Origin of the sequence: Sphaerisporangium corydalis, assembly GCF_025506355.1 — a bacterium.
In the GTDB taxonomy this organism is placed as follows: Bacteria; Actinomycetota; Actinomycetes; order Streptosporangiales; family Streptosporangiaceae; genus Sphaerisporangium; species Sphaerisporangium corydalis.
This window is the reverse complement of sequence record NZ_JANZYP010000061.1, coordinates 1-20,058: the sequence shown is the minus strand read 5'-3', so window position 1 is coordinate 20,058 and position 20,058 is coordinate 1. Positions and strand designations below refer to the sequence as shown.

22 protein-coding genes are annotated in these 20,058 nt (G+C 71.7%); 6 read left to right on the top strand and 16 right to left on the bottom strand.

The window, feature by feature from the left end:
- Positions 1 to 65 precede the first annotated feature (65 nt).
- Positions 66 to 800 (top strand): lysophospholipid acyltransferase family protein, encoded by a 735-nt coding sequence (locus NYZ98_RS31855; protein ID WP_262847300.1) that lies wholly within the window; start codon positions 66 to 68, stop codon positions 798 to 800.
- On the opposite strand, the gene NYZ98_RS31850 is transcribed toward NYZ98_RS31855, so the two are convergent.
- Genes NYZ98_RS31850 through NYZ98_RS31835 form a run of 4 tightly spaced genes read right to left on the bottom strand, consistent with a single transcriptional unit; the run spans position 797 to position 3,967 of the window.
- The gene (locus NYZ98_RS31850) at positions 797 to 1,081 is read right to left on the bottom strand and encodes a type II toxin-antitoxin system RelE family toxin (protein ID WP_262847299.1); all 285 of its coding nucleotides are present in this window, start codon (positions 1,079 to 1,081) and stop codon (positions 797 to 799) included. The genes NYZ98_RS31855 and NYZ98_RS31850 overlap by 4 nt on opposite strands.
- Positions 1,078 to 1,365, bottom strand: a complete 288-nt coding sequence (locus tag NYZ98_RS31845; protein ID WP_262847298.1) for a type II toxin-antitoxin system Phd/YefM family antitoxin — start codon at positions 1,363 to 1,365, stop codon at positions 1,078 to 1,080. Before NYZ98_RS31845 ends, NYZ98_RS31850 begins: the two co-directional genes overlap by 4 nt.
- A gap of 50 nt (positions 1,366 to 1,415) precedes the next feature.
- Positions 1,416 to 3,041: an L-glutamate gamma-semialdehyde dehydrogenase gene (gene pruA, locus NYZ98_RS31840; protein WP_262847297.1), complete on the bottom strand. Its 1,626-nt coding sequence runs from the start codon at positions 3,039 to 3,041 to the stop codon at positions 1,416 to 1,418.
- 8 nt (positions 3,042 to 3,049) lie between these two features.
- Positions 3,050 to 3,967 carry a proline dehydrogenase family protein gene (locus NYZ98_RS31835; protein ID WP_262847296.1) on the bottom strand — a complete coding sequence of 306 codons (918 nt, stop codon included), beginning with the start codon at positions 3,965 to 3,967 and terminating at the stop codon, positions 3,050 to 3,052.
- A gap of 94 nt (positions 3,968 to 4,061) precedes the next feature.
- Here NYZ98_RS31835 and NYZ98_RS31830 point away from each other — a divergent pair, with 94 nt between their 5' ends.
- Positions 4,062 to 5,135, top strand: a complete 1,074-nt coding sequence (locus NYZ98_RS31830) for a PucR family transcriptional regulator (RefSeq protein ID WP_262847295.1) — start codon at positions 4,062 to 4,064, stop codon at positions 5,133 to 5,135.
- Here NYZ98_RS31830 and NYZ98_RS31825 read toward each other — a convergent pair.
- Positions 5,120 to 6,217 (bottom strand): family 16 glycosylhydrolase, encoded by a 1,098-nt coding sequence (locus NYZ98_RS31825; protein ID WP_262847294.1) that lies wholly within the window; start codon positions 6,215 to 6,217, stop codon positions 5,120 to 5,122. The two genes, NYZ98_RS31830 and NYZ98_RS31825, sit on opposite strands and share 16 nt — an antisense overlap.
- 110 nt (positions 6,218 to 6,327) lie before the next feature.
- Between NYZ98_RS31825 and sthA the strand changes: the two genes are divergently transcribed.
- Positions 6,328 to 7,731 (top strand): Si-specific NAD(P)(+) transhydrogenase, encoded by a 1,404-nt coding sequence (sthA, locus tag NYZ98_RS31820; RefSeq protein WP_262847293.1) that lies wholly within the window; start codon positions 6,328 to 6,330, stop codon positions 7,729 to 7,731.
- 49 nt (positions 7,732 to 7,780) lie between these two features.
- On the opposite strand, the gene NYZ98_RS31815 is transcribed toward sthA, so the two are convergent.
- The 5 genes from NYZ98_RS31815 to NYZ98_RS31795 form a co-directional block, all read right to left on the bottom strand.
- Positions 7,781 to 8,479, bottom strand: a complete 699-nt coding sequence (locus NYZ98_RS31815) for a hypothetical protein (protein WP_262847292.1) — start codon at positions 8,477 to 8,479, stop codon at positions 7,781 to 7,783.
- A gap of 25 nt (positions 8,480 to 8,504) precedes the next feature.
- Positions 8,505 to 8,837, bottom strand: a complete 333-nt coding sequence (locus tag NYZ98_RS31810; RefSeq protein ID WP_262847291.1) for a hypothetical protein — start codon at positions 8,835 to 8,837, stop codon at positions 8,505 to 8,507.
- Between the two features lie 250 nt (positions 8,838 to 9,087).
- A complete protein-coding gene (locus tag NYZ98_RS31805; protein ID WP_262847290.1) occupies positions 9,088 to 10,269 on the bottom strand; it encodes a glycosyltransferase in 1,182 nt (393 codons plus the stop codon).
- Between the two features lie 438 nt (positions 10,270 to 10,707).
- Positions 10,708 to 11,037: an STAS domain-containing protein gene (locus NYZ98_RS31800; RefSeq protein ID WP_262847289.1), complete on the bottom strand. Its 330-nt coding sequence runs from the start codon at positions 11,035 to 11,037 to the stop codon at positions 10,708 to 10,710.
- A 199-nt stretch (positions 11,038 to 11,236) separates the two neighbouring features.
- Positions 11,237 to 13,132, bottom strand: a complete 1,896-nt coding sequence (locus NYZ98_RS31795) for a SpoIIE family protein phosphatase (RefSeq protein WP_262847288.1) — start codon at positions 13,130 to 13,132, stop codon at positions 11,237 to 11,239.
- A 140-nt stretch (positions 13,133 to 13,272) separates the two neighbouring features.
- Between NYZ98_RS31795 and NYZ98_RS31790 the strand changes: the two genes are divergently transcribed.
- On the top strand, positions 13,273 to 13,995 hold the full coding sequence (locus NYZ98_RS31790) for a GAF and ANTAR domain-containing protein (protein WP_262847287.1): 723 nt from the start codon (positions 13,273 to 13,275) through the stop codon (positions 13,993 to 13,995).
- Positions 13,996 to 14,197: 202 nt separating this feature from the next.
- On the opposite strand, the gene NYZ98_RS31785 is transcribed toward NYZ98_RS31790, so the two are convergent.
- Positions 14,198 to 14,611: an STAS domain-containing protein gene (locus NYZ98_RS31785; protein WP_262847286.1), complete on the bottom strand. Its 414-nt coding sequence runs from the start codon at positions 14,609 to 14,611 to the stop codon at positions 14,198 to 14,200.
- 179 nt (positions 14,612 to 14,790) lie between these two features.
- Here NYZ98_RS31785 and NYZ98_RS31780 point away from each other — a divergent pair, with 179 nt between their 5' ends.
- Both NYZ98_RS31780 and NYZ98_RS31775 read left to right on the top strand, forming a co-directional pair.
- Positions 14,791 to 15,573 carry a SigB/SigF/SigG family RNA polymerase sigma factor gene (locus NYZ98_RS31780; protein WP_262847285.1) on the top strand — a complete coding sequence of 261 codons (783 nt, stop codon included), beginning with the start codon at positions 14,791 to 14,793 and terminating at the stop codon, positions 15,571 to 15,573.
- A 163-nt stretch (positions 15,574 to 15,736) separates the two neighbouring features.
- Complete coding sequence (locus tag NYZ98_RS31775; RefSeq protein WP_262847284.1) at positions 15,737 to 16,237, top strand: ATP-binding protein; 501 nt, start codon at positions 15,737 to 15,739, stop codon at positions 16,235 to 16,237.
- 323 nt (positions 16,238 to 16,560) lie between these two features.
- Here NYZ98_RS31775 and NYZ98_RS31770 read toward each other — a convergent pair whose 3' ends face one another.
- From NYZ98_RS31770 to NYZ98_RS31750, 5 genes are all read right to left on the bottom strand, one after another.
- Entirely contained in the window at positions 16,561 to 16,980 is a 420-nt protein-coding gene (locus NYZ98_RS31770; RefSeq protein ID WP_262847283.1) for a CBS domain-containing protein, read from the bottom strand.
- Between the two features lie 38 nt (positions 16,981 to 17,018).
- Entirely contained in the window at positions 17,019 to 17,210 is a 192-nt protein-coding gene (locus NYZ98_RS31765) for a hypothetical protein (RefSeq protein ID WP_262847282.1), read from the bottom strand.
- A 3-nt stretch (positions 17,211 to 17,213) separates the two neighbouring features.
- Positions 17,214 to 18,368, bottom strand: coding sequence for a hypothetical protein (locus tag NYZ98_RS31760; protein WP_262847281.1), 1,155 nt, complete (start codon positions 18,366 to 18,368; stop codon positions 17,214 to 17,216).
- Positions 18,369 to 18,374: 6 nt separating this feature from the next.
- Entirely contained in the window at positions 18,375 to 19,322 is a 948-nt protein-coding gene (locus NYZ98_RS31755) for a hypothetical protein (protein WP_262847280.1), read from the bottom strand.
- A 250-nt stretch (positions 19,323 to 19,572) separates the two neighbouring features.
- Positions 19,573 to 20,004 carry a hypothetical protein gene (locus tag NYZ98_RS31750; RefSeq protein ID WP_262847279.1) on the bottom strand — a complete coding sequence of 144 codons (432 nt, stop codon included), beginning with the start codon at positions 20,002 to 20,004 and terminating at the stop codon, positions 19,573 to 19,575.
- Between the last annotated feature and the right edge of the window lie 54 nt (positions 20,005 to 20,058).

The following is a 20,058-nucleotide window of genomic DNA, read 5'->3' as shown; positions in this document are numbered from 1 at the left end:
GCTCGCGTTCCGGCCGTCGCTCCTTGGGCCGCGCGCGTCGTCTCCGCGCGGGTTACGGTGCTGGCATGGCTGAGATCGTGTATCCGCTGGTGATCGCGACCGCGCGCGGGCTGTTCAAGGCGCTCGACATCCGGCTCGACGTGCGCGGGTCCGCGCGGGTGCCCGTCACCGGCGGCGCCGTGCTCGTGAGCAACCACGTCAGCTACCTCGACTTCGTCTTCGTCGGCTACGGCGCCTACGCGTCGCGCCGCAAGGTGCGGTTCATGGCCAAGCACGAGGTGTTCGCCCACCCGGTCTCCGGGCCGCTGATGCGGGGCATGCGCCACATCCCGGTGGACCGGTCGGCGGGCTCGGGGGCGTACGACAGGGCGGTGGCCGACCTGCGGGCGGGGGAGGTGGTCGGCGTGTTCGCCGAGGCCACCATCAGCCGGTCCTTCACCATCAAGGAGATCAAGAACGGCGCCGTGCGCATGGCCGCCGAGGCCGAGGTGCCGCTGATCCCGGTCACCGTCTGGGGCACGCAACGCATGTGGACCAAGGGCCGTCCCCGCCGCCTGACCCAGCGGCACGTGCCCGTCACGATCGACGTCGGCGAGCCCCTGTTCCCCAAACCCGGCCAGGACATCGCCGAGCTGACGGCGACTCTGCGCGCCCGGATGTCGGAACGACTCGACGCCGTCCAGCGAAGCTACCCCGACCCCGGCGAAGGCGCATGGTGGCACCCCGCCCACCTCGGCGGCACCGCCCCCACCCCCACCCAGGCCACCACCCTCGACACCCCCGGCCCCCGCGGCGACTAAGGCCGGTACGCGTCCCGCCGATGCTTCACCGTCAGAACCGTCACGGTGTACTTGTCGTCGTCGATGCGGTAGACCACGCGGTAGGTGCCGCGCCGGGCGACGTGCAGTCCCTCGTACGGCTCGCTGAGGGGTTTCCCCACCCGCCACGGATCGCGGGCGAGCGCGCCGGTGATCAGCTCCCAGGCCGCCGCGGCGACGGCCTCGGGCAGGCCGGACGCCAGCGCGCGGCGCGCGGGAGGGGCGAGCAGGACGGTGTGGCGGTCGCTTTCGCGCTCGCTCACGCGCTCGCCTTGCCGAAGCGGGCGGCGATCGCGGCCGCCATCTCCTCCTCGGTGGTCACGTCGCCGCGCGCCTCGGCCGCGGCGGCCTCGACCAGGTCGGCGCGCATCTCCGGGTCGGTGAGGATCTCCAGCGTCTCCTGCAGGGAGTCCCACTCGGCCACGGACAGGATGACGGCGTGCGGCCGGCCGTTACGGGTCAGGGTGAAATGGTCATGCTCCCGGGCGGCCCGGTCGGCCAGCTCGGTCAGCCGGTCCTTGGCTTCGCTGATCGGTATGAGCTCCATGACACCAGGCTACCCTCTGGCCGGAATACCGGCCAAAGGTCCGGCCAATGTCAGCCCATGTGGGGGTAGCGGTGGTCGGTGGGGGGGACGAAGGTCTCCTTGATGGTGCGGGCGGTGACCCAGCGGATCAGGTTGAGGATGGAGCCGGCCTTGTCGTCGGTGCCGGAGGCGCGGGCGCCGCCGAAGGGCTGCTGGCCGACGACGGCGCCGGTCGGCTTGTCGTTGATGTAGAAGTTGCCGGCGGCGAAGCGCAGCTTCTCGGTGGCCGAGGCGATGGCGTACCGGTCGCGCGCGATGATCGAGCCGGTCAGGGCGTACGGTGACACGCTCTCCATCTGGTCGAGCACCGTGTCGAAGCGGTTGTCGTCGTAGACGTGCACCGCCAGGATCGGGCCGAAGTACTCCTTGACGAAGATCTCGTCGGCCGGGTCGGAGCCTTCGAGGATCGTCGGCCTGACGAAGTAGCCGGTGGAGTCGTCGCAGGAGCCGGTGAGCACGTCGATCGAGCCGGTGGCGCGCGCCCGGTCGATGGCGTCCCTGTGCTTGGCGAAGGCGCGGGCGTCGATGACGGCGCCCATGAACGTCGACAGGTCGGCGGACACGTCGCCCACGGTCAGCGACTCGGCGGTGGACACCAGGTCGTCGCGGATCGCCGACCAGACCGAGCGCGGGACGTACGCGCGGGAGGCCGCCGAGCACTTCTGCCCCTGGTACTCGAACGCGCCGCGGATCAGCGCCGTCGTCAGCACGGCCGGGTCGGCGGAGGGGTGGGCGAGCACGAAGTCCTTGCCGCCGGTCTCGCCGACCAGCCGGGGGTAGCCCCGGTAGGTGCCGATGTTGGCGCCGACCGTGCTCCACAGGTGCTGGAAGGTAGCGGTGGAACCGGTGAAGTGGATGCCGGCGAGGTGCGGGTCGGCCAGCGCGACGTCGGACACGGCGGTCCCGTTGCCGGTCACCATGTTGATGACGCCCGGCGGCAGCCCGGCCTCCTCCAGCAGCCGCATGGTGAAGTGCGCCGCGAGCTGCTGCGTCGGCGACGGCTTCCACACCACGACATTCCCCATCAAAGCCGCAGAAGTCGGCAAATTTCCGGCGATGGCGGTGAAGTTGAACGGGGTGATCGCCAGCACGAAGCCTTCCAGCGGCCGGTACTCCATCCGGTTCCACACCCCGGGCGAGGACACCGGCTGCTCGGTCAGCAGCTGGCGGGCGAAGGACACGTTGAAACGCAGGAAGTCGATCAGCTCGCACGCCGCGTCGATCTCGGCCTGCTGCGCCGACTTCGACTGCCCGAGGATCGTGGCCGCGTTCAGCGTCGCGCGGTACGGCCCCGCGAGCAGGTCGGCGGCCCGCAGGAAGATCGCGGCCCGCTCGTCGAACGGCAGCGCCCGCCACGCCGGCGCGGCACGCAGCGCCGCGTCGATGGCCGCCCGCACGTCGCCCGCCGAGGCGTCCGCCGTACGGCCGAGCACGTGGGCGTGGTTGTGCGGCTGCACCACGTCGATCGAGGCGCCGGACGCCATGCGCCGCTCGCCGCCGATCGTCATGGTCAGGTCGATCGCCGGGCCGGACAGCTCCTTGACGCGGGCCTCCAGCGCCGACCGCTCGGCGCTGCCGGGGGCGTAGCCGTGCACCGGCTCGTTGGCCGGGACCGGGACGTTGCTGACGGCATCCATACAAGACCTCACTTGGAGCGGAGTGAACGCAGGAAGAAGGCGACGTTGGCCGGGCGCTCGGCGAGGCGGCGCATGAAGTAGCCGTACCAGTCGTCACCGTAGGGAACGTAGACGCGGACCGAGGATCCGGCGCGGGCGAGCGCCTCCTGCTTGTCGGTCCTGATGCCGTAGAGCATCTGGAACTCGAAGGTGTCGCTCCCGCGCCCGGTGCGCCCGGCCAGCGCCTCGGTGATGGAGATCAGCCGGTCGTCGTGCGTGGCCACCATGGGGTACCCCTTCCCCTCCATGAGGATCCGCAGGCACCGCACGTACGCCTTGTCCACCTCGCCCCTGCTCTGGTGGGCCACCGAGGCCGGCTCGGCGTACGCGCCCTTGACCAGGCGGACCCGGGACCCCTCGTCGGACAGGTCCCGCAGGTCGGACTCGCTGCGGAACAGGTAGGCCTGGACGGCGACGCCCGTCGAGGGGAAGTCGCCGCGCAGCTCGCGAAGGATCTTCAGCGTGGAGTCGACCGTGGTGTGGTCCTCCATGTCCAGGGTCACGGTCGTGCCCGCGTCCCGCGCGGCGGCGCAGATCTCCCGCGCGTGCTCCAGGGCGATGTCGTGGCCGAGCACCTGGCCGACCGCCGACAGCTTGACCGATACCTCGGCGCGCCCGCCGAGCCCGAGGGGGCGCAGCGCGTCGAGCATCGTCACGTACGCCTTGACGGTCGCGGCGGCGGCCCTGGCGTCCTTGGTCTCCTCGCCCAGGTGGTCGAGGGTGACCGCGAGCCGGGCGTCGGTGAGGCGCTGGACGGCCGACAGCGCGTCCCCGGCGTCCTCACCGGCGACGAACCGGTCGACCACGTGCCGGGTCACCGGGAAACCGGAGACGGTACGGCGCGCGAGCGGGCTTCGCGACACCGCGAGAAGTACAGAACCGAGCATGTTCACCACCATAAATCCGCAGTTCAGTGGCTTCCATGGACATCCGCCACGGCCTACGGCTACCCCCTTCATACAGATGTATGACAATGAGCGGGTGGACCTGCAGGAAATCGTCGACGACATCGCCCGCGTCCTGGACGCCTCGGCCACCCTGGAGGACCGGACCTTCCAGCTCCTGGCCTACGCGGCGCAGAGCGGCGACATCGACACGGTCCGCCGCGAGTCGATCCTGCGCCGCCGCGCCTCCGACGAGGTCCGCTCCTACTTCGAGGGCTACGGCATCGCCACGGCCACCGGCCCGGTCCGCATCCCCGCCGACGACGGCCTCGGCGTGCTGGCCCGGGTCTGCGTCCCGCTCCGGCACCGCGAGGTGACCTACGGGTACCTGTGGCTGCTCGACTCGGGCGACCTGGACGACGGGCGCCTCGCGACCGTGGCCCCTCTGGTCGGCCGGGCCGCCACCGCGCTCGCCCAGGAGGCGCGCAGCCGCCAGGACCTCGGCGCGCGGCTGCGCGACCTGCTGTCGGCCGACCCCGAGGTCCGCGCGGGGGCCGGCCTCGACCTGCCGGGCCCGGTCGCGGCGATCGCCGTCCAGAGCGCCTCGGGCCAGGTCGTGCCCCTGTGGACGCTGCCGCGCGGCGTGCTCGCCGGCGCGGGCGACCCGCTCACCGCCGTCCTGGCCCCCGCCGCCCAGGCCAGGTCCGTCGCCACCCGCGTCCAGGAGATGTACGGCACGGCCGCCGGCGTCGGGGGCGCGCGGGAGGACCCGGGCGAGGCGTGGCGAAGCTGGCGGGAGGCCACGCTGGCCCTGCGCGCCGCCCAGCGGGTGCCGAGGTTCGCCCCGGTCGCCGACTGGTCCGCGCTCGGCGCGTACCGCCTGCTGGTGCGGCTGTCGGCCGCCGAGCTGGCCGACCTCGCCGCCGAGGTGTCCGCGCTGGACGCGGAACTGTCCCGCACCGTCGAGACCTACCTCGACCGGGGCGGCCAGGCACGCGAGACCGCCGCACGGCTCGGCGTGCACCGCCAGACGCTCTACTACCGGCTGGCCAAGGCCGGGCGGCTCACCGGGCTCGACCTCGCCGACGGCGAGAGCCGCCTCGCGCTGCACCTCGGGCTGAAGGCGGCCGAGCTCCTGCGGCCTCCCGGAGGAGGTCAGGGCGCCCGGTAGATCTTGACCCAGTCGATGAACATCGACACCGTGGCGGGCGTCGAGGCGTTACGGCACGGCGACCACTGGTTGCACACCACGTCGTTCTGCAACGTCAGGTGCATCGGCCGGCTGGAGGGGACGCGCGGCCCGGTGTAGTCCCAGGTCTGCTTGCCGTCGAGCCAGAACGTCAGTCGTCCGGGCAGCCAGTCGACGGCCACGGTGTGCCACTGGGTGAAGTCGGCGCGCATCTGGCTCTGCGCCTGCTCGGCCTCGCCACGGTGGATGTAGATGCCGCCGGTCTGCCGGGTCGCGTCGATCACCTCGGCGAAGTCGACCTCGGCGTACTCGCCGGCCTGGCTGCTCGGCCACAGCAGCGTGACCAGTGAGTACCCGGCGCCCTTCTCGCCACGGAACCGCACCTCCCACCGGCCGTAGGCCTGGGACAGGTGACTGGCGACGCCGCCGGACAGGTCCTTGCCGCCGTAGAAGCCGCCCTTCATGTGGAGCATGCCGTCGTGGACCGTGGTGGCCTGGGCGGTGCGCGGGTTCACCTGGGCGTCGGGGGAGTCGTACACCTCCCACTTGCCCCGGTCGATCTGGGTGCCGTCGAAGTCCTCCACCAGCACCGGGGTGCCCCAGCGCGCGTCGGGCGCGGTGAGCGCCGAGGGCGTGGCCCCGGGCCGGGACGCCGGCGGCTCGCTCGCGGCGGGCGGCGTCCGGTCATCCGAGGGCGGGGCGGGCGGGGTGCCCTGGCCCGAGGGCGGGACGGGCGTACGGCCGCCCGGGGGCGGGGGCGAGCCGGGACCGAAGGACGTGCCGTCGCCGGTCGGGGAGGGGGAGACGCGCCCGTAACGGTGGTCGTAGACCGGCGGCGGCGGGACCGCGGGGGCGTCCCCGCGCCCGTACGGGCCCGCGCCGGGCGGCCGGCTGGAGACCGGGCCGGCGTGCGGAGGGTAGCCCTGGGCCCCGGCCGACGGGGAGGCGCCGGCGTGCACGCCGGGCGGGCGCGCCTCGGCGCTGGGGCGGCCGTCGTGCCCCGGGCCGGGACACAGGCCTAACGTCGTCGCCGCTACGATCATGTATGCGTTACGAATCGACATGCGCCCATGAAAGCAAGCATCGTGCGCGGTTCACAGGGTTATAGCGATTTGGCGTCCCCGGCCTCTCGCACCGCTTCACGGATCCGCCTGTTAGCTGCACACTTGGCGTTGTGTCGGATTATGAGCTTCTTGTTCTCGGTTCCGGGCCCGGTGGCCAGAAGGCCGCCATCGCGGCCGCCAAGATGGAACGCCGCGTGGCGATCGTCGAACGCCGCAACATGATCGGCGGGGTGTGCATCAACACCGGCACGATCCCCTCCAAGACCATGCGCGAGGCCGTGCTCTACCTCACGGGCCTGAACCAGCGCGAGATGTACGGCCAGAGCTACCGGCTCAAGGAGGACGTCACCGTCGCCGACCTCACCATGCGCACCTCCCACGTGGTGGGGCGCGAGGTCGACGTGATCAGGAGCCAGCTCTCCCGCAACCACGTCACGGTGCTGACCGGGCTCGGCCGCTTCCTCGACCCGCACACCATCGAGGTCGTCGACGAGCACGGCAAGGGCACCAAGGTCACCGCAGACAAGGTCATCATCGCCACGGGGACCCGCCCCGCCCGCCCGGCCACCGTCGAGTTCGACGACCGCACCGTCATCGACTCCGACGGCATGATCCGGCTGGAGCGCGTGCCCGACTCGATGGTCGTGGTCGGCGCCGGGGTGATCGGCATCGAGTACGCCTCCATGTTCGCCGCGCTCGGCACCAAGGTCACCGTGGTCGAGCGCCGCGAGCGCATGCTGGACTTCTGCGACCTGGAGGTCGTCGAGGCCCTGAAGTACCACCTTCGCGACCTCGCGGTCACCTTCCGGTTCGGCGAGACCGTCGCCGCCGTCGAGCGCCGGGCGCGCGGCTGCGTCACGGTGCTGGAGAGCGGCAAGAAGATCCCCGCCGAGACCGTCATGTACTCGGCGGGCCGGCACGGCGTCACCGAGGGCCTCGAACTCGCGGCGGCCGGCCTGTCCGCCGACGACCGGGGCCGCATCCCCGTCGACGAGCACTACCGGACGGCGGCGCCGCACATCTACGCGGTGGGCGACGTCATCGGCTTCCCGTCCCTGGCCGCGACCTCCATGGAGCAGGGGCGCATCGCCGCGCACCACGCCTGCGACGAGCCGCTGCACGCCATGTCGCACCTCCAGCCCATCGGCATCTACACCATCCCGGAGATCAGTTTCATCGGGAAGACCGAGGACGAGCTCACCAAGTCGCTCATCCCGTTCGAGGTGGGGATCTCCCGCTACCGCGAGCTGGCCAGGGGCCAGATCATCGGCGACACCTACGGCATGCTCAAGCTGCTGGTGTCACCCGAGGACCGCGCCCTGCTCGGGGTGCACGTCTTCGGCACCGGGGCCACCGAGCTGATCCACATCGGCCAGGCGGTCATCGGCTGCGGCGGCACCGTGGACTACCTGGTCGACGCGGTGTTCAACTACCCGACCCTGGCCGAGTCCTACAAGGTCGCGGCGCTGGACGCCATGAACAAGATCCGCCGCATGGCCCGCTTCGCCGAATGACCGCCCGGGCGGCGACGTACCCCGCCGGCGCGGGGTACGTCCCGCCGGCTCAGTTCTCCTGGCCGGTCCTCTTCAGTTCGGCCTCCGCGCGCCTCTGCCGCGCGGCCTGCTCGCTGACCTCCCTGCGGGCGGCCTCCTCCAGCTTGCGGGCCCGCACCGCGGCCTGCCCCTGGTCGTAAAGGGCCACCTGGTCCGCGACGCCCTTGGCCGTCGCGCTCGGTTCACCCTTCTTGGCGACCCAGCCGTCCTTCTTGCCCATGGTCATGAGGGCGTTGCCGGGTTTCTCGGCCCCGCCGAGAAGATGGGCCAGCCGCTTGGCGGCGGCGTTGGTCATCCCGCTGGCCCGGGTCTGGAAGGCGAGCAGCCGTGCGACGCCCGCTCCCGGGCCGAGGAAACTGGCCGCGACCACGGCGGTGGTGCCGACCAGCACGACCGCCCTGATCGCGCGCACCGCGTTCGCGTGCAACCGGAGGCCGTTGGCGAGCCGGTCGGCCCGTGCGGCGGCGTGCAGCAGGTTCTCGGCGTGCCCTCCCGAGCCGGCCGACACCTGCTGCACGGTACGCGCCGCGGGCCCGCTGTTGCCGGACACCGCCGTGCGTGCCGCGTTCTGGACCGCGTCCGCCGCGCGGCGCAGCGACTCCGCGTGCGCCCGCACCTGGGTCTCCCGTTCCTCCAGCCGGGGCACGTCCGCCGTCGGCCAGTAGGTGAGCAGGAGTGAGGCCAGGGCGTTCCCCGTCAGCTCCACCATGTCGAATCCCCGTCCCGGCCCGTACCTACGCGCGAAGGTGGCGTCGGACGTCATCGACGTCCGCGAGGACGGCGTCCTCGGTGGTGACCTGCCGTGCGGCCATCGTCAGCAGGCCGTCGGTGTGATCGCTCACCGCCGCCGTCAGACAGGTCAGGTCGTCGGCGAGGTGCCCCGCCTTACGCTCGTAGAGGGTGCGCATCAGCGTCCCCAGCAGGTCGTCGCCGAACTCCGCCGCGCCCGTCCAGCGGTCGCCGCCGGCCATCCCGCCGACCTGGCGGGTCACTCCGTCGAGTTCCGCGGCGGCTCGCCGCAGATCACCCGGAGACCATTCGACGACTCCGTCGGTCTGTTCTGGCACCGTGCATCCTTCCCAGGCTCCCCTGGCTCACGGAGATCGGACGACGTCCCGCCACCCGCCGATCGTCCCCGATGCCGCCTTTGTCCCCTGAACGGCGGGTTCGCCGGACATGAGACAAAGATCAGGGTACTGGCAGCGTTCATGAACACTCAACACGCCTCCGGCCACCCCCTCGGGCGAACTTTCGTCAGGAATGGCGAGAGCCCGTGCCACCGGAGGCGGCACGGGCTCGGGGCCTGGTGAGCGGGGCTCAGGCGGCTTCGGCCTCGGACTCCTCGGCCTCCACCGGCTGCAGGCGGCCGGTCACGTTGTCGTACACGCGGACCAGCTCGCGGCTGATGCGCTCCATGGAGTAGCGGGAGCTGGCACGGTCGGCGGCGGCGAAGCCGAGCGCGGTCCTGCGGGTCAGGTCGCCGAGGAGCTGGCGGGTGCGCAGGGCGAGCGCGGCGGCGTTGTCGGACCGGACCAGCAGGCCGGTCACCCCGTCCACCACCGAGTCGATGTGGGCGCCGACGGCGGAGGCGATCACCGGGGTGCCGCAGGCCATGGCCTCCAGGGCCACCTTGCCGTTGGGGACGGCCACCGGCAGCGACAGCACGATGTCCGCGCTGCGCATCAGCTTGGCGATCGAGTTGTGCGGGACGTGGCCGAGCAGCGTGACGCGGTCCTCGACACCGGCCTCCTTGGCCACGATGCGCAGGCGCTCGAGGTCGGCCTCGGTGTCCGGGGAGCCCGCGACCGGGCCGCCGGCGATCAGCAGCTCGGCGCCGGGGATGCCGTCCAGGGCGCGGATCGCGGTGTACGCGCCGCCGCCGGGCGTGATGTGGCCGACGTGGACCAGGCGCGGGCGGTCGGTGCGGGGGAGGGACGGGCCCTGGCGGCGGAAGCGCTCGACGTCGACGCCGTGCGGGACCACCGCGATCTTCTTGCGCGGCACGCCCATGCGGATCAGCTCGTCGGCCTCGTCGTCGCAGGAGGCGATGACCGCGTCGGCCCTGCGGCCGATCGCGCGCTCCAGCCGGATCCTGGCCGCACGGCCCTGGTCGGCGCCGGGGCGGATGCGGGAGGAGCCGAGGTTGTGGAAGGTCTGGACGATCGGCACGTCGTCGAGGTCGGCGGCCCCGGCGATCGCGGCCAGGCCGCCGGTCCAGGAGTGCGCGTGGACGACGTCGGGGCGGTCCTTGCCCCACCGCTGCTTGAGCTGCTCACTGAACTCGGCGATGTGCGGCATGAGCTCGTTCTCCGCCAGCGACTCGGCCGGGCCCGCCGTGAGGTACTCGATCGTCACGCCGGTGGCCACCTTGACCTTGGGCTTGCGGTCGGCGGCGTTGCGACGGGTGTAGACCGTTACTCGGTGGGTACCGCTCAACTCACGGGCGATGGCCGGAAGGTCGGCGGGAAGTTCGTGCACGGAGACGATGGCGATGTTCATGGCACACCTCAGGGGAGTCGGGCCACGAAAGGGCCCAAAGACGTACTGAGTTGTGCCTGCGTCTTAGGCACGGGATCTGTAACTGAGTGTACCGACCTGACGAACCAGGGAAACCCCTTGGGGCAAAGAAATCTTAAACAAGCTTGTACCGGAGCCGTTCACCAGCCCCTGACCTGGGCGATCTCGGGCGGCCCAGGGAACAAGTCGTGGTGGAATGCCTCCCCATATGGTCAAAAATCCGGCGTGACGGCCACGGCCGGTCACCATCCGCCCTACCCCGCGAGCCGCGATCCAGGCCTCCGGCGACCGTCCACATCACCCGCCGAGCCGCGATCCAGGTCCCCGCCGAGCGTCCACCTCACCCGCCGAGCCGCGATCCAGGTCCCCGCCGAGCGTTCGCATCAGCCTGCCAAGCCGTGACCCAGGCGACCGTCCGCCCTACCCGGCGAGCCGCAGTCCTGGCGCGGTGTCCCAGCCCACGAGGCGGATGAGGTGCTCGACATGGCCGGCCATCGGGCCGAGGACCAGGGCGCGGCCCGGCCCCAGCTCCGCCGCCGTGTCCGCCAGCACCCGCAGCCCCGCGAGGTCGATGAACGTCACGCCCGCCAGGTCCACGCGGACGTCGCCGTCGCAGCACCGCACCACGGCCGCGAGCGCCTCACCGAACTCGCCGGCGGTCGTCGTGTCGACCTCCCCGCCGACGCGAAGGCCGGGCGGGTCGGCGATGCGGCGAACGCTCAGGCTCGCACCGTCGGACTCGAGGTCCATATGGTCTCTTCCTCGGCGGCGTGATGTCTCCGGCGGAGCCCGCCGGGAACGGCGGGCGGCCCTCGGTGCCATTGTGAAACACAACCATGCCTCATGGACAGCCGCAGGTCACGACCGTCTCACCGGGTGCGCCGCAGCTTCACCGGGTGCCCCACAGCCTTATCGGGTGCCCCACAGCCTCATCGGGTGCGTCACAGCTTCATCGGGTGCGGCGCAGCGCCAGGATCGTGGTCTCGTCCAGCACGCGGCCGCCGCTGAAAGCCTGGTGATCCTCCTCGACCGCCTTGACCACCGCCGTGGCCGACTGGCCCGTGCAGCGCGCCAGGACCTCGGTGAGCCGGCCCTCGCCGTACGCCAGCTCGGCCTGCCCCGACCGGCCCCGCGACCCCGCCAGCCCGTCGGAGTACAGCACCAGGGTCTCGCCCAGGGCGACGCTGATCTCCTCGACGGGGACCTCCGCGCCGGTCTCGATGCCGAGCGGCATGCCGCCGCCGGAGGTGAAGCGCACCCCGCCGTCCGCCCTCAGCAGCGCGGGCGGATGGTTGCCCGCCGACGCCAGCCGGACGCGGCCCCCGCGCCTGCCGGGGGTGAGGAACCCGGCGGCCACCATGACGAACATGCCGGTGTCCTGCATCACCAGGGCGTCGTTGAGCTTGGCCACCACCTGGCCGGGGTCGTCCTCCCACACGCTGAGCGTGCGCAGGCCGCCGCGCACCATGGCGGTCACCGACGCGGCCTCCTCGCCCTGGCCGACCACCCCGCCGACGGCGAACCCCCAGCCGTCCTTCACCCGGAAGACGTCGTAGAACTCGCCGCCGATCGCCCTCGGCCCCGCCCCGGTGTGGTAGGCCGCCGCGGTGTCGTACCCCGGGACCTCCGGCAGCGTGCGCGGCAGGACGCCGGTCTGCAGGGTGTCGGCGGTCTGGGAACGGCCCTGGAAGATCCGCTGGGCCCGCAGCGCCAGCCCGATGTGGGCGCCGGCGTCCTCCAGGAGCGCCAGGTCGGCCATGCCGAACGGGGGCCGCTCACGCAGCCGCAGCAGGGTCAGGGCCCCGTGGGTCTCCTCGCCTGACTGGATGGGGACGCTCAGCACCGACCCGGCGCGCGTCGCGTGCAGGACGGCGGAGCCGTCGGGCAGGACGCCGAGCAGCGAGTCGTCCTCGACCATCTCGTGCACCACGCCGCCCGTGCCCGCGAGCACCCGCGCGACCAGCGGGGCCGCCGAGGGGTCCATGCGCTCCAGGGTCTGCAGCAGGCGGGACACCGGCTGGTTGGTGGGCCCGATCACCAGGGACCGCTGCGCCCTGCCGTCCCGCACGACGTCGGCGAACACCCAGTCGGCGGTCCGCGAGGCCAGCAGGCGCCCGGCCCGGATCAGGGCGACCGGCTCGCTCAGGCTCTCCTCGTCCAGCAGCAGGCGGGTGAGCTGCGACATCAGCTCCTGGCGGCGGGCGGTGCCCATGACGATCGACTCTTCGGGCGCGGACTCCGGCGCCGCCTCCTGCTCGGTCTCCGGCACGCGCACCTCGACGGGGAGCGCCACCGCGGCGATCATCTCCTGCGGCTCGCCGGGCATGCGGAGCTGGGTCAGCACCAGCCGCACGTTGTGGGCCCGGCCCTGGTGGGCCAGCCGCGTCGGGAAGGCCGCCGTCTCGCCGGTGTGCAGCACCGAGGTCAGGTGGGACCGGAAGGCGGCCCGCCGGGAGACGTCCACCAGCAGGGGGAACGCGCGGCCGGTCAGGTACCCGTCCGGGCTGCCGAGCAGGCGGGATGCCTCGGCGTTCACGCGGCGCACCGTGCCGGCCGTGTCCAGCACGATCACCGGGACCGGCATCGTACGGTAGATCGTGCGCAGCAGCTTGAGCTCGCGGTTGGAGCTGCTCTCCTTGCCGCCCGACCTGCGGCGCGACTTGCTCAGCTCGCCGATCGAGGCCCGCAGCAGGTCGCGGGCGGTCTCCAGCTCCACCAGGGCGGCGTCCAGCGTCGGCCCCGGGTCGCCGGGATACCCCGAGCGGGCGTCGCGCAGGGACGAGATGCGGGCCGTGAGCCCGCTCAGCGCCTGTTCGAGCGCGGGGACATCATTGGGGTCGGTCAATTGAGGTCCTTCGGATGGCCGAGGAGAACGTGAGTTCCCCTTGCTAGACCGTACGTCAAGAAGGCGCTCCCCAAGGATGAGCACCTCGTAGTTGGAATTAACCTGGCAATCAAGGGCAGCGGAAGGTCCATATGGAGACGATGAGCATGTTCAGCCCCGCGCTCGCGCGGGACCTCGCGGCCCTCGGCCGCGTCCACGAGGGCACCTCGATGGAGAGCGTGCTGCGCGGCATCACCGGCGCCGTCGCGGTCGGCGTGCCCGGATGCGCGGGCGGCACGGTCGAGCTGCGGCGGGGCGAGGAGCGGCTGATGCTGTCCGCCTCCCACAGCGACCTGATCGCCCTGGTCGACCGCGAGCAGGCCCTCGGCGAGGGGCCCTCGTCCGAGGCGCTGGCCACCGGCAGGAACGTGCTGGTCACCGACGTGCTGCTCGACGCCCGCTGGCCCCGCTACGCCGCCACCGCCGTCAAGCACGGGGTGCGCTCCACGCTGGTGCTGCCGATCGCCATCGAGGGCGCCACGCTCGTCCTCGGCCTGTACGCCGTGCGGCCGGGCGCGTTCTCCGGCGGCTCGGCCGACGCCCTGGCCACCCTGCTGACCGAGCAGCTCACCGTCGCGCTCGCCAACATCTCCGACTACGACGACGTGCTCACCGACGCCGCGCAGCTCCAGGAGGCCTTCGCGGGCCGCGCGGTGATCGACCAGGCCAAGGGCATCATCATGCACGCGAGCGGCTGCTCGGCCGAGGCGGCGTTCGACGAGCTGCGCCGGCTGTCGCAGCACCACCAGGTCAAGGTCGCCGATCTGGCGCGCCTGCTGGTCAGCGAGCACCAGAGCAAACACGGCGGTGCCGCGCCGTCCTGACCGGCGGGTCCGCCGCCACGAGCTTGTCCATAGTCCGCAGGACTCTAGCGGTAGCGGCGGGGCGGCGGGCGATCCGGGGCGTGTCCGGGTCCGGGACCTGGGTTCGGGTCTGGGTCCTGGTTCGGGTCTGGGTCCTGGGTTCGGGTCCCGGCTTCGCGTCCGGGGCGGGTTTCTGGTTCCGGGGCGCGTCCCCGGCGGCGGGTCAGGCGTTGAAGGCCGCGAGCGCCTCGTCGAGGGTGTCGTACAGGGGGAGCCGCTGCGCCAGCCCGGTCACCCACATCACCTTGGAGTTGGAGTACTGCACCCCGACCAGGGCGAAATGGCCCTGCGCCGCCATCGTGCGCTGCCAGTGGTGCACGATCAGCCCGAGCGCCCGTGAGTCCATGAAGGTGACCTCTGCCAGGTCGAGTACCAGGTCAGGGCCATGATCATCGGCGATCTCGGCGAGCCGGTCGGTGAACTGCTGCCGCGTGGTGGCATCGAGGATGCCTCCCACGCGCACGACCGGCACTCCTTCGGCAACCGCCGAAGTAAGGGTCAGGGCCGAATCTGCCCTATCTGGAACGGTCACCACGCGCCTCCTCGCCGCATCCCTGGCGCATGGCGCCAACCCCATCGGGGGGTCATTCGCAACATTACTGTTGCCTGGGGGGTAGCAATACTCTTGATTTCTGGGGAATACTGGAGCCGAGGTCCAGCAGAGGGCCTCGTCTCGACAGTAGTACGCGAGGCGTGGCGGCTCTGCATGCGCATTGCCGGTTCCGCCTCGCTTGCAAGGCATACGAGGGAGCAGCAATGGCTGCCGAGGACCGTACTTTCCCCCAGACCGACCTCACCGCCGAGGACCTTCTGCGTGAGCTCGCCGAGGCCGGCACCACCGAGGCCAGGCGCGCACGACTTCGCGAGATGATCGTCGAGATGCACCTCCCCATGGCCCGGGAGATCTCCCGCCGGTACCTCCACCGGGGCGAGCCCATGGAGGACCTGCTCCAGGCCGCGTACGTCGGCCTGATGAAGGCGATCAACGGATTCGACGCCGAGCTTGGGCACAGCTTCAGAGGCTATGCCATGGTGACCATGACCGGCGAGGTGAAGCGGCACTTCCGCGACAGGACCTGGGCGGTCAGGGTCCCGCGCCTCTACCAGGAGCGGCGCTCCGAGCTCAACCGTCTGGTCGCCGACTTCACCCAGGAGCTCGGCCGGTTCCCCACCGTCGCCGAGCTGGCCAAGCGGATGGGCATCTCCGAGGAGGACATGCTCCTCACCATGGACGCCTCCGCCGCCTACAGCACCCTGTCGCTGGACGCCCCGATGGGCGCCGACGACGACGCGGCCGCGCTGGGCGACCTGATCCCCGACGAGGACGACGAGCTGGCCACGCTGGTGGACCGCGAGGCCATCAAGCCGCTCATCGACCAGCTTCCCGAGCGGGAGCGCAACATCCTCCTCCTGCGCTACTACGGCAACATGACCCAGGCCGAGATCGCCGCCGAGTTCGGCATCTCCCAGATGCACGTATCCCGCATCCTGCGCAAGGTTCTCGACCAGCTCCGGGACCAGCTCGTCGCGACATGCTGATTAAGCCGCCCCTCCTGGGGCACTCAACCGCGGAGCAGATGTTACGTGCAGGGGCCACTTCCCTCACGAACCGGCAACCCGGGGTATCTTCATCGGTGTAAATCGGCAGCCCAGGTGCAGGGTGCATCCTCAACGGCTGATCGCTCTTGGAGGCGGTTATCGGGTGAAAGAGGACGAAGTCCCTCCTCCCCGCTTCCTCACGGACGGGAGCGGCTCCGTGCCGCTCTCGTCCAGCGCGGGCGACCCCGCCGCGACCCTGTCCGCCGGGCTGCCGCTCTCGCCCGGGGCGGCCGTCAGGGAGATGACCTTCTGCGTGGGCGACCTCCCGGACGTCCGGGACTTCGCCGCACTCCAGGCCCGCAGGGCCGGCATGGCGGAGGCGGAGATCGGCGACTACCTCGTCGCCGTGAACGAGGTCGCCACCAACGCGGTGACCCACGGAGCGGCCAAGGCGCGGCTGCGCGTGTGGTCCGACCGCGGCGACCTCATGGTCGACGTCCACGACGACGGCCAGTGGGCGCCGGACGGCCCCCAGGGCATGATCGCCCCCCATGACTACTCGACCAGCGGCATGGGCCTATGGGTGGCCCGCCGCCTGGCCAGCGCGCTGAGCCTGCGCACCGGCCTGTCCGGTACGAACGTGACCATGCGCTTCCCCCTCTGACCCTCGCCCCCTGGTGCACACCTCCCAGGGGGTTTCGCGCGTCCTGGGGGACTACCTCCCAGGGGGTTTCGCACGTCCTGGGGGACTCCGGCATGCGAGAGGGCGCCCGCCCGGGGGGGCGGCGCCCGCGCGATCCAAACCGGGGGGACCCCAGGGCCGAGGGGGGGCCCCCGCGCTGGGGCGCGGCCGCCGGCCGGGGGGCCCGCCCCCCTCTCTCTCAAAACCGTGTGGACCCGAGGCCCGAGGGGGCGCACACGGCGTCTGGTGGAGCTCCCGGCCGCCCGGTCCCCGCGGATCCCCGGCGGGGCCGCGTACGAACCGGCTCAGCCGTTCGGCGGAGCCCCGCTGATCTCGGACAGGGGCGACATGGGCTCGCGTTCGAGCGCCATGTCCCCCAGGGAGACGATGCCGACGGGCCGGCCGTCCTCGACGACCGGGACCCGGCGGACCGCCTTCTCCCGCATCAGACGGACGACCTCGTCGGCGCTCTGATCGGGCCGGACGGTGAACAGATCGGAACTGCAGAGCGATCCGAGGGGCGTCGACTCGGCGTCCCGGCCCTCGGCGACCGCGCGCACGACGATGTCGCGGTCGGTGACCACACCGCACAGCCGGTCGTCCTTGGTCACCAGCACGTCCCCGATGGCCTGGTCGCGCATGAGGCGAGCCGCCTTGGCCACCGACGCGTCGGCCGGCAGGCAGATCGGCCGGTGCGTCATGACGTCGCGGACCTTCTGGCTCATCGTGGACACCCCTTCTCGTTCTCCGCCGGGCCGCAGGCTCAGCGGCGCGTACGCCGGCTGCTGCGCCAGTTGCCGCCGCTGACACTCCTGGTGCCGATCCCGCCCTGGTGCAGGGCGAGCAGGCACAGGCCGAGCGCGAGCAGCGCCGTGGTCGAGATGCCGATACTGGTGCCGATGAGACTGAACAGGAAGGCGATCCCGAAAACGATCGCCGCGGCGATGGCGAGCATCGATTACCTCGTTTCGTTTCGAGCCGAGAAGCTCTCGTGCCCGGGGGTGGCGTAGGAGAGTCCCACGAGCTCCTGGAGCAGGGAACGGTAGTCGCGCAGCGCCAGCCGGAGCTGCTCGGTGTCGCCGTGGTCGCTGTTCTTCCAGCGGTCGACGAGCGCCTGCCTGCGGGTCGTGAGGGCCGTCACGGCCTCCTCGACGAGCTGGTCGGCCTGCTCGACGGCGTCCCTCGGGTCGTCCACGAACCCGGCCTGCACCTCGCGCCAGCGCTGCTGGTAGTCGATCGAACCGGCGTCCTCGCCGGTCGTGGTGCCGGGCACGTCGTGGTCGTTCGTGGCGAGCACGTCGTTGTGGTGGTCGTTCGTGGCGAGCACGGGCTCCGGCTCCAGGCCGGGGACGCCGGCCGTCAGGCTCGAATCGTCACTCGACCGGGTCGGGTAGTCCGCTTCCTCCGGGTACACGATGAGGTCCGACTGCTCGTCCGCCTTGACCCGCTCGGCCGCCCCGTCCCGCTCGTCCCCGTCGGACAGGTCGTCCCGCAGGTCGTCCCGCTCGGCGGAGTGCAGGGGATCGGCGGCGTGGATCGGCTCGGAGGCGTCCGGAGAGCCCAGCGTGCCTGAGGTGTGCGCCACATCGGGGGTCGCGGTGAGCCCGCCCACGCCGTTCTCGTCCCGCTCGCGGGCCGCGGCGTCATCCGGGTCGGCATGATTCAGATCATCCCGCCCGAACCCCGGCCGCCCGAATCCCGGCCGCTCGCCGCCGGGGGAGCCCAGCACCCCGCCGGTGTCCTGACCATGAACCACCGCATCGGTGTCCTGACCATGAACCACAGCGCCGGTGTCCGGATCCCTGAGCACGTCACCGTCGTCCGTTCCGCGCGCAACGTCACGCTCGTCCGATCCGTGGACCACGTCACCGTCGTTCGTTCCGTGCAGCACATCACGCTCATCCGGTCCGTGCACCACGTCGCCCGTCTCCGGGTTCAGGACCACGTCGCCGGTGTCCCGTCCGTGCACTGCCTCACCGGTCTCGGGGTCCCGGGCCACGCCATCGGCGTCCTGGCCCTGCACCACCTCACCGGTCTCCGGGTCCCGGAGCACCTCGCCCGTCTCCGGGTCACGGAGCGGTTCGCCATCGGTGTCGCGGCGATAGGATTCCATCGCGGGTCAGCCTCCCTGGGTGTTGCGACGCGAGGTACGGTCCTCGGCCAGACGAGCGTCATCGTTGTTCACGGGTCCCCGTCGATCGGGGTCCACGGTCTCTTCACGTTCAGCGTCCACAGCGGCCCGGCGCTCCGGGTCCACGACCGCCCCATCCGGGTCCACCACAGACCGGCGATCCGGCTCAGCGACCCCTCGACCGGTGTCCACGGCCGCCGAACCCTCAGGCCCGCTGACCGTTCCCCGACCGGTGTCGACGGCGGCCGTACCCTCAGGCCCGGTAATCGTCCCGCGGCCAGAGCCGCCCACGGTCCGCCCATCGTCGGTCAGCGTCCGCCCGTCATCGGTCACGGTCCGCCCGTCGTGGGTCACGGTCCGCCCGTCGTCGGTCGCCGTCCGGCCATCGTCGTCGTTCACGGACTCCGTGTGGTCGTGCCGCCCGTGGCCGTTCTCCCGCTCACGGCCGGAGCCGGTGGTGTCCTCGAGCAGCTCCTCGAACAGGGCGCGGTAGTGCACCATCGCCTGCCGCAGCTCCTCGGTCGACGCCTCCTGCCTGGCCGCGCGGCTGCTGATCTCGTGCGCCTTGCGGTAGTGGTCCAGCGTCGGAGCGTAGGAGACAGACAGGTCGGACACCTGCTGCTCGAACCCCTCGGTCGGGTAACCCCGGTCCGCCATGACGGCGGTCACGAGGTGGTCGGCCTCGGTCACGGCGAAGCCCGGAGCGTCGACGAACCGCTCCTGGACCTCGGCCCACTTCTTCGTATAGGTAGATCGGACCTCCGGGGCGAGCGTCTTGATGTCCAGCGTGGCGTGACGCTGCTCTCGCTCGCGCAGCTCCTGCTCCGCCGCACGACGGTTCTCGCGTTCACCCACGGTCCGCTCGTACTCGGGGCCGAAGCGCTCCTGAAGCCGGCGCCTGCGCTGTTGCTGCGTCACGAGGTAGCCGACGGCCAAGATCGCCACCACCGCGGCTACAACGACGGCCACCCAGGTGATGGTCATGTCTGCCTCCGGTTATGTGTGCCTTTGTAATTGGCCGACTGCCCTGGATGACGACCCCAAAACAGCAACCAGGCACACGTTTGGTCAAACCCCCACCACCCCCTCCCTCCACCCCAAGCCTCAAACCACCTGCGACCCAGCACCGGCCCGGTCATCCACAAGGCTTCGACCCACCCACAGGACCACGCGCCCGGTTGGCCGTTTACTGGGGTTCTCTCTCGCGCAACGCCTCAAGAGCGTCTTCGAGGACGGACCGCACGTGGGAGGTCTCGGCGGCGGGCGTCTCGTGGAACCCGGTCTCGTGGTCGTAGGCGATGTCCAGACCCCCGTCCACCAGCCGCCGCGCCCAGCGCAGAGCCGTGTTGACCTTCGTCGGGGGTACGTCCCCACCCTGGGCGATCGCCGACAGGTTCCGCAGGTTGGTCGCCGGCCCCGTCTGGTTGTGAGCCCGGTTCAGCTTCCACGGGATGGCCCTGCCGTGGTCGAGCATCGGCTTGGCCAGCCCGGCCGTCCGTTTCGCCTGCAGGATCCCGGACTCGGTCACCCCGAAGTGCGCGGCCAGCTCCGCGTTGGACCGCCCCTTCCCGACGAGCCGCCGCAGCTCATCCCGGTCGATATGAGCCTTCCGTCCCATGCGCCCACCTCGCCTCCACCGCCCCACCAGTCACGGACCATGTTCCCGCCCGCC

Coding starts and splice junctions, on each gene's coding strand:
- NYZ98_RS31855 (WP_262847300.1), top strand. CDS start 66: ATGGCTGAGATCGTGTATCCGCTGGTGATCGCGACCGCGCGCGGGCTG.
- NYZ98_RS31825 (WP_262847294.1), bottom strand. CDS start 6,217: ATGTCGATTCGTAACGCATACATGATCGTAGCGGCGACGACGTTAGGC.
- NYZ98_RS31815 (WP_262847292.1), bottom strand. CDS start 8,479: ATGGTGGAGCTGACGGGGAACGCCCTGGCCTCACTCCTGCTCACCTAC.
- NYZ98_RS31805 (WP_262847290.1), bottom strand. CDS start 10,269: ATGAACATCGCCATCGTCTCCGTGCACGAACTTCCCGCCGACCTTCCG.
- NYZ98_RS31785 (WP_262847286.1), bottom strand. CDS start 14,611: ATGGGGTTGGCGCCATGCGCCAGGGATGCGGCGAGGAGGCGCGTGGTG.
- NYZ98_RS31790 (WP_262847287.1), top strand. CDS start 13,273: ATGAGCATGTTCAGCCCCGCGCTCGCGCGGGACCTCGCGGCCCTCGGC.
- NYZ98_RS31770 (WP_262847283.1), bottom strand. CDS start 16,980: ATGAGCCAGAAGGTCCGCGACGTCATGACGCACCGGCCGATCTGCCTG.
- NYZ98_RS31765 (WP_262847282.1), bottom strand. CDS start 17,210: ATGCTCGCCATCGCCGCGGCGATCGTTTTCGGGATCGCCTTCCTGTTC.
- NYZ98_RS31800 (WP_262847289.1), bottom strand. CDS start 11,037: ATGGACCTCGAGTCCGACGGTGCGAGCCTGAGCGTTCGCCGCATCGCC.
- NYZ98_RS31835 (WP_262847296.1), bottom strand. CDS start 3,967: ATGCTCGGTTCTGTACTTCTCGCGGTGTCGCGAAGCCCGCTCGCGCGC.
- NYZ98_RS31750 (WP_262847279.1), bottom strand. CDS start 20,004: ATGGGACGGAAGGCTCATATCGACCGGGATGAGCTGCGGCGGCTCGTC.
- NYZ98_RS31780 (WP_262847285.1), top strand. CDS start 14,791: ATGGCTGCCGAGGACCGTACTTTCCCCCAGACCGACCTCACCGCCGAG.
- NYZ98_RS31760 (WP_262847281.1), bottom strand. CDS start 18,368: ATGGAATCCTATCGCCGCGACACCGATGGCGAACCGCTCCGTGACCCG.
- NYZ98_RS31845 (WP_262847298.1), bottom strand. CDS start 1,365: ATGGAGCTCATACCGATCAGCGAAGCCAAGGACCGGCTGACCGAGCTG.
- pruA (WP_262847297.1), bottom strand. CDS start 3,041: ATGGATGCCGTCAGCAACGTCCCGGTCCCGGCCAACGAGCCGGTGCAC.